The sequence below is a fragment of the Chitinimonas sp. genome, from assembly GCF_036568685.1.
Lineage (GTDB): Bacteria > Pseudomonadota > Gammaproteobacteria > Burkholderiales > Chitinimonadaceae > Chitinimonas.
The window spans coordinates 1-4260 of sequence record NZ_DATCSC010000084.1; the positions used below are offsets into that span (position 1 = coordinate 1).

At 63.0% G+C, this 4260-nt stretch carries 7 protein-coding genes; all 7 read right to left on the reverse strand.

Annotated features, from left to right (window positions below; genetic code table 11):
- Positions 1-359, reverse strand: a 359-nt coding sequence (locus tag VIM95_RS12640; RefSeq protein WP_331986170.1) for a GPW/gp25 family protein, incomplete at its 3' end; no start/stop codon positions are given.
- A gap of 1 nt (position 360) precedes the next feature.
- On the reverse strand, positions 361-660 hold the full coding sequence (locus VIM95_RS12645; RefSeq protein ID WP_331986171.1) for a PAAR domain-containing protein: 300 nt from the start codon (positions 658-660) through the stop codon (positions 361-363).
- Between the two features lie 21 nt (positions 661-681).
- Positions 682-2469, reverse strand: coding sequence for a type VI secretion system tip protein VgrG (gene vgrG / locus VIM95_RS12650; RefSeq protein ID WP_331986173.1), 1788 nt, complete (start codon positions 2467-2469; stop codon positions 682-684).
- 3 nt (positions 2470-2472) lie between these two features.
- Positions 2473-3171 (reverse strand): hypothetical protein, encoded by a 699-nt coding sequence (locus VIM95_RS12655; protein ID WP_331986174.1) that lies wholly within the window; start codon positions 3169-3171, stop codon positions 2473-2475.
- Positions 3172-3363: a hypothetical protein gene (locus VIM95_RS12660; RefSeq protein ID WP_331986175.1), complete on the reverse strand. Its 192-nt coding sequence runs from the start codon at positions 3361-3363 to the stop codon at positions 3172-3174.
- 3 nt (positions 3364-3366) lie between these two features.
- Entirely contained in the window at positions 3367-3888 is a 522-nt protein-coding gene (locus tag VIM95_RS12665) for a phage tail protein (RefSeq protein ID WP_331986176.1), read from the reverse strand.
- A gap of 59 nt (positions 3889-3947) precedes the next feature.
- The coding region (locus VIM95_RS12670) for a phage tail protein (protein WP_331986177.1) at positions 3948-4260 on the reverse strand (313 nt) is incomplete at its 5' end.

Sequence of the window (4260 nt, forward strand, 5' to 3'; positions counted from 1 at the left end):
TTGTGGCGGGTGTTGGTGGTGCGGATGGTGTAGTCGATCAGGATCTCCAGCCGGCCCTCCATGGCCTCACTCACCGCCACATCGATCAGGTTGACGGTGATGCGGGGCTCGAAGAACAGGATGGCCTTGCGGATCAGCTCCCGGGTCTCGGTGATCGTATTGGCGTTGAGCGTATCGAACACCAGCCGGCGCAGGCCGCAGCCATAGGCGGGCAGCATGACGCGCTCGCCAGGGTTGGTGCCCAGCAGGATGCGCAGGCTTTCGGCGATATCGTCGGCCGCTTCCACCATCGCGACCTGCTTGGTACGAGGATCGAAACGCGGCGGGAAACTCCAGCCCTTGCCCAGGAAGACAGCCATCTCAACCCCCTATCAGCACGGTGGGCAGGCCCAGGGCGATCTGGCCGCCATGTGCCGTGGGATCCCCCATGCGGGCCGCGGGGCGTCCACCGATCAATACGGTGGCCGAGCCCTTGACGATCGTATCGGGTGGCCCGACGCAAACCGCCATGTCACCGACCACGGCAGCGATCAGGCCGCCGATCAACACGGTCGGCACACCCGGTCCGCTTACCGGCCCGCCCACATGCGGTATCGGCGGCAGGCCAGGGGTCTGCATGGGGCAGGTATGCAGGTCGGTCAAACGGGTGGCAGGTGGCATGGCGCATCCTCTCCCGGCGAGTCAGTTGATCATCACGGTCGCGCCGCGGACTGTCGTCTGGCCAGCAGCTGACAGCTCCGCCGAGGCCGAGCCCTTGCCAGTAAAACCGGCCTGCGCCTCGCAGCTGACATTGAGCCCGCTGGCCTTCACATCAGCCTGGCTGGTGATCTCGATCGCCTTCACGGCGGTCAGCGTGATCCCCCCCTTGGCATCGAGCTTGATGTCGTAGGGGCTATCGAGTGCAATGCCGCTGCTTGAAAATTTGGCGCTGTTGTTGTGCTGGTCCTGGACCAGGATGGATTTGTCCTTGTCGTCCAGCACCACCTTGTTGTTCGCCGGGGTAGTGATGGTGATGATCTTGTCCTCCTCGTTGAACTCGATCTTGTGCTTGGCACGGGTCACCACCGCCTTGGTGTTGTTGGCGGCTTCGATGGTATAGGGGGGTGTACGGGCACTGCTGTAGAGCGACCCCAGCACCAGGGGATGCGAAGGATCGTCATTGAGGTAGCCGACGATCACCTCGTCGCCCACCTCGGGCAGGAAGAACGCACCGAAGGTATTGGAGGCATAGAACTGCAGCAGGCGCGCCCATACGCCTTCGGTCTGCGCCTGCATGACAGGCAGCTTCACCTGGATGCGCTGCTCGCCCTTGGGGTCACCATCCAGTTTCATGACCACGCCGATCTGCAGGCCGCCCACGCCGGGCAACAGGCCGCCATTGGCCGGCGCCATCACATCCTCGCGCTCGACCTGCCACTCCGGCCCCATGCCAAACACCACCTCGGTAAGCCAATTGCCGTCTGCGATGGTGTGCTCCACGCCGCTGACAAAGACCGAGCCATTGAAGCGTCCGCCCACATGCGTGACCTCGATAAGGCAGCCTGGCACCGCCTTGGCGCTACCGGTGAAGGACATATGGCCGCGTACCCTGGCCAGCGCCGACTTGACCTGCAGCGCCTTGGCCCAGCCGGTGAGCATGTCCATCTCCAGACTGGTCGAACTCTGCAGGCCGTAACTCGCTGGCCCGGCCACATTGGCCAGTTGCTCAGCCGGAATATTGCCCTGCAGATTGAAGTCCTCAGGCTTGGCGGCATTCCCCTGGACGATGGCCTGGGTCTTGGGGTTCCAGGCCGTCGCCTTGGCCTCGGCGAACTGCAGCCGGGCATCCATGTCGGCCTCGAAGGACATCAGGTCCACACCCCAGCTGACCGACAATACCGGATCAGCCGCCACGTCGGGTGGCTGGACGCTGACCTTGCCACCGGCTACATTGACCAGCAGACCGTTGAGCTCCGCCCGGGCCAGCATAAAGTCCCAATCATTGCAGTAGAACTGCACCAGCTCGGCGTAGCTCAGCGTGGTCGCCGCCACCTCCGCCTGCAGGCCATGGGCCGCGATCAGGGTGCTGATGATGTCGCTGTCGGTCTTGTCGATATAGTTGGCGTTACGTCGGCCCACGGTCATCTTGCAGGCGGCATCACGACACTCCACCACCAGTTCGGCCGAATTCTGCCCATGGATCTTCACCCCATGGCGGATCACGATGCCGCTGAAAATTTCGGTTTCGTCCTCGCCATAACCAACACTGATGGCCACCTTGGCACCCGGCTTGAAGAGCTCCTCGTCGCTGATGGGCAACACCCCGCGAGTCATGTCGCCGTCTTCGATCACCAGCTCGGCCCAGGGTACCCGGTTGAGGCTATGCCGCACGGTGACCGAGAGCACCTCCAGTGCCGGCTTGGCCTGGCCGTCACAGCTGACAGTCAGCCGGACGGGTGCATCGCTGTTGAGATTGGGGGAGTCCGCCATGGCTCAATCCAGCGGCGGAAAATGCAAGGCACTGCCAGGCTCCAGCGAGCGGAACTGACGCAGTCCGTTGAAGCGGGCCACCTCGGCGTAGTAGCGGCTGTCGCCGTAGATGCGGTGGCACAGCAGCGGCAAGGTATCGCCGGCCTTGACCACCACCAGGTGGCTAAGGTCGGGCGAACTGGTATCGGCCTCCAGGCGGCTTTCCTTGGTAGTCATGAAGGAGGTGAAGGCAAAGGCACAACTGGCCCGCAGCGGGGCGCCGCTGGGCCGGAACAGCGTGTAGTCAGTGCCGAAGCTGTTGAGCCGCCCCGTGAAGATCAGACTGCCCCAGACGATCTGGACGATGTTGGGTTGATGCTTCTTGCCGTCGAAGTTGTAGATGATGCGGCTCAGCGCAGCGAGCTGATCCTCCACTTCCAGCGGGATACGGGTACCGGTCGGCCGCGGCACCACGCCGGTACCATCGAAGATCGCCGTGAAACTCAAGGTCACCGGCTGCATATGGCTGTACTTGCGACCCGTGGCCGGGTCACCCAGCGGGATCTGCTTGGTAAAGCAAGTTGTCCGCTGCACCTTGAGCGAGGACGGGTTGATCAACAGCGAAACGCTGTTGGCGTCCCCTTCCATGGGTGCCACCACGCCCTGGGTCTCGCTGCAGATCGTCATCTTGAGCGGCGTCTTCTCCCCTGACAGGCTGGCCATTCATCGCTCCCGGAGGCGCGCCAGCTGGCTGGCCGTATCGCGCAGTTGCGAGCGTTCCCGGACTCGCTCCTGCTGCCCGCCTCCGCAGCCCTCGCAATCGTTCCCAGCCTGCGGCTCGGGCTTGTCTGCCGCCCCTTCTGCCTTGTCCTGCACCTCGGACTTGATCACCATCTGGCGTACTTCGATCGTCATGATCTACAGCATCCTTTCCGCATACAGATAGGCGAGCTCGATAGCCTCGATCGCCACATCGTTCTTGGTCGAATTGAGGGGATCCATGCTCCAGCGCAGGGGGTATGCATTGTGGAACACCCATGTCCGTACCGGGTTGCGGCTGGCGTCGAGCAGGCTGACCGTCACCGAACGCGGGCTGATCGGTACGGTCATGCCCCCTTCCAGCACCGTTTTGCACCACTTCGCCAGCGGCGAGTCCTTGTCCGCCACACCCCGCTTGAGCGTCAGGTTCTGCTGCTGCATGCCATTGGGCAGGCGGTGCTGGAAGCGGTTTTCACCGCCTTCCTTCACCTCCTGTACCGACATCTTCTGCTCGATCCCGGACACCTCCTGAAAACTGCTGTCCGCGGTATTGCGAAAGCCGCTGATGCCGACCCTGAAATGGAAGGCCACCGGCATCGCATCGCGGTCGATCTCCGGCACAGGCACCGAAGAACGCAGCGCCCCGGTGGGCGGCGGTGGGGGCGGGGGTGGACCGGGCACGGCTATCCTCCTTGCGACATACAGGACTCAGGCAGCGGGACCGTATAGCCCCGCTCCGATCAGGCATTGGCGATGGTCAGTCCCTCGTGCACGATCTCGATGGTCTCGACCGCCACCTCATTGCCCTGCGCCTTGAGGTCCGTGCCGGTTATCTTGGACGGCCAGGCATTGGCCAGGGTCCAGACCATGGTCGGCGAACCGGCCTCGTCCAATAGGCTGATGATCACCGGTACACGCTTGATGGTGTTCATCTTGATCTGGTTGAACCAGTCCCAGAACTTGTTATCCGCCTTGAAGACACCCTTCTTCATGGTCACGTTGCCGAACTTCTTCAGCCCCGGCATCTTGACCGTGGAGAACTGCGGGCTATCG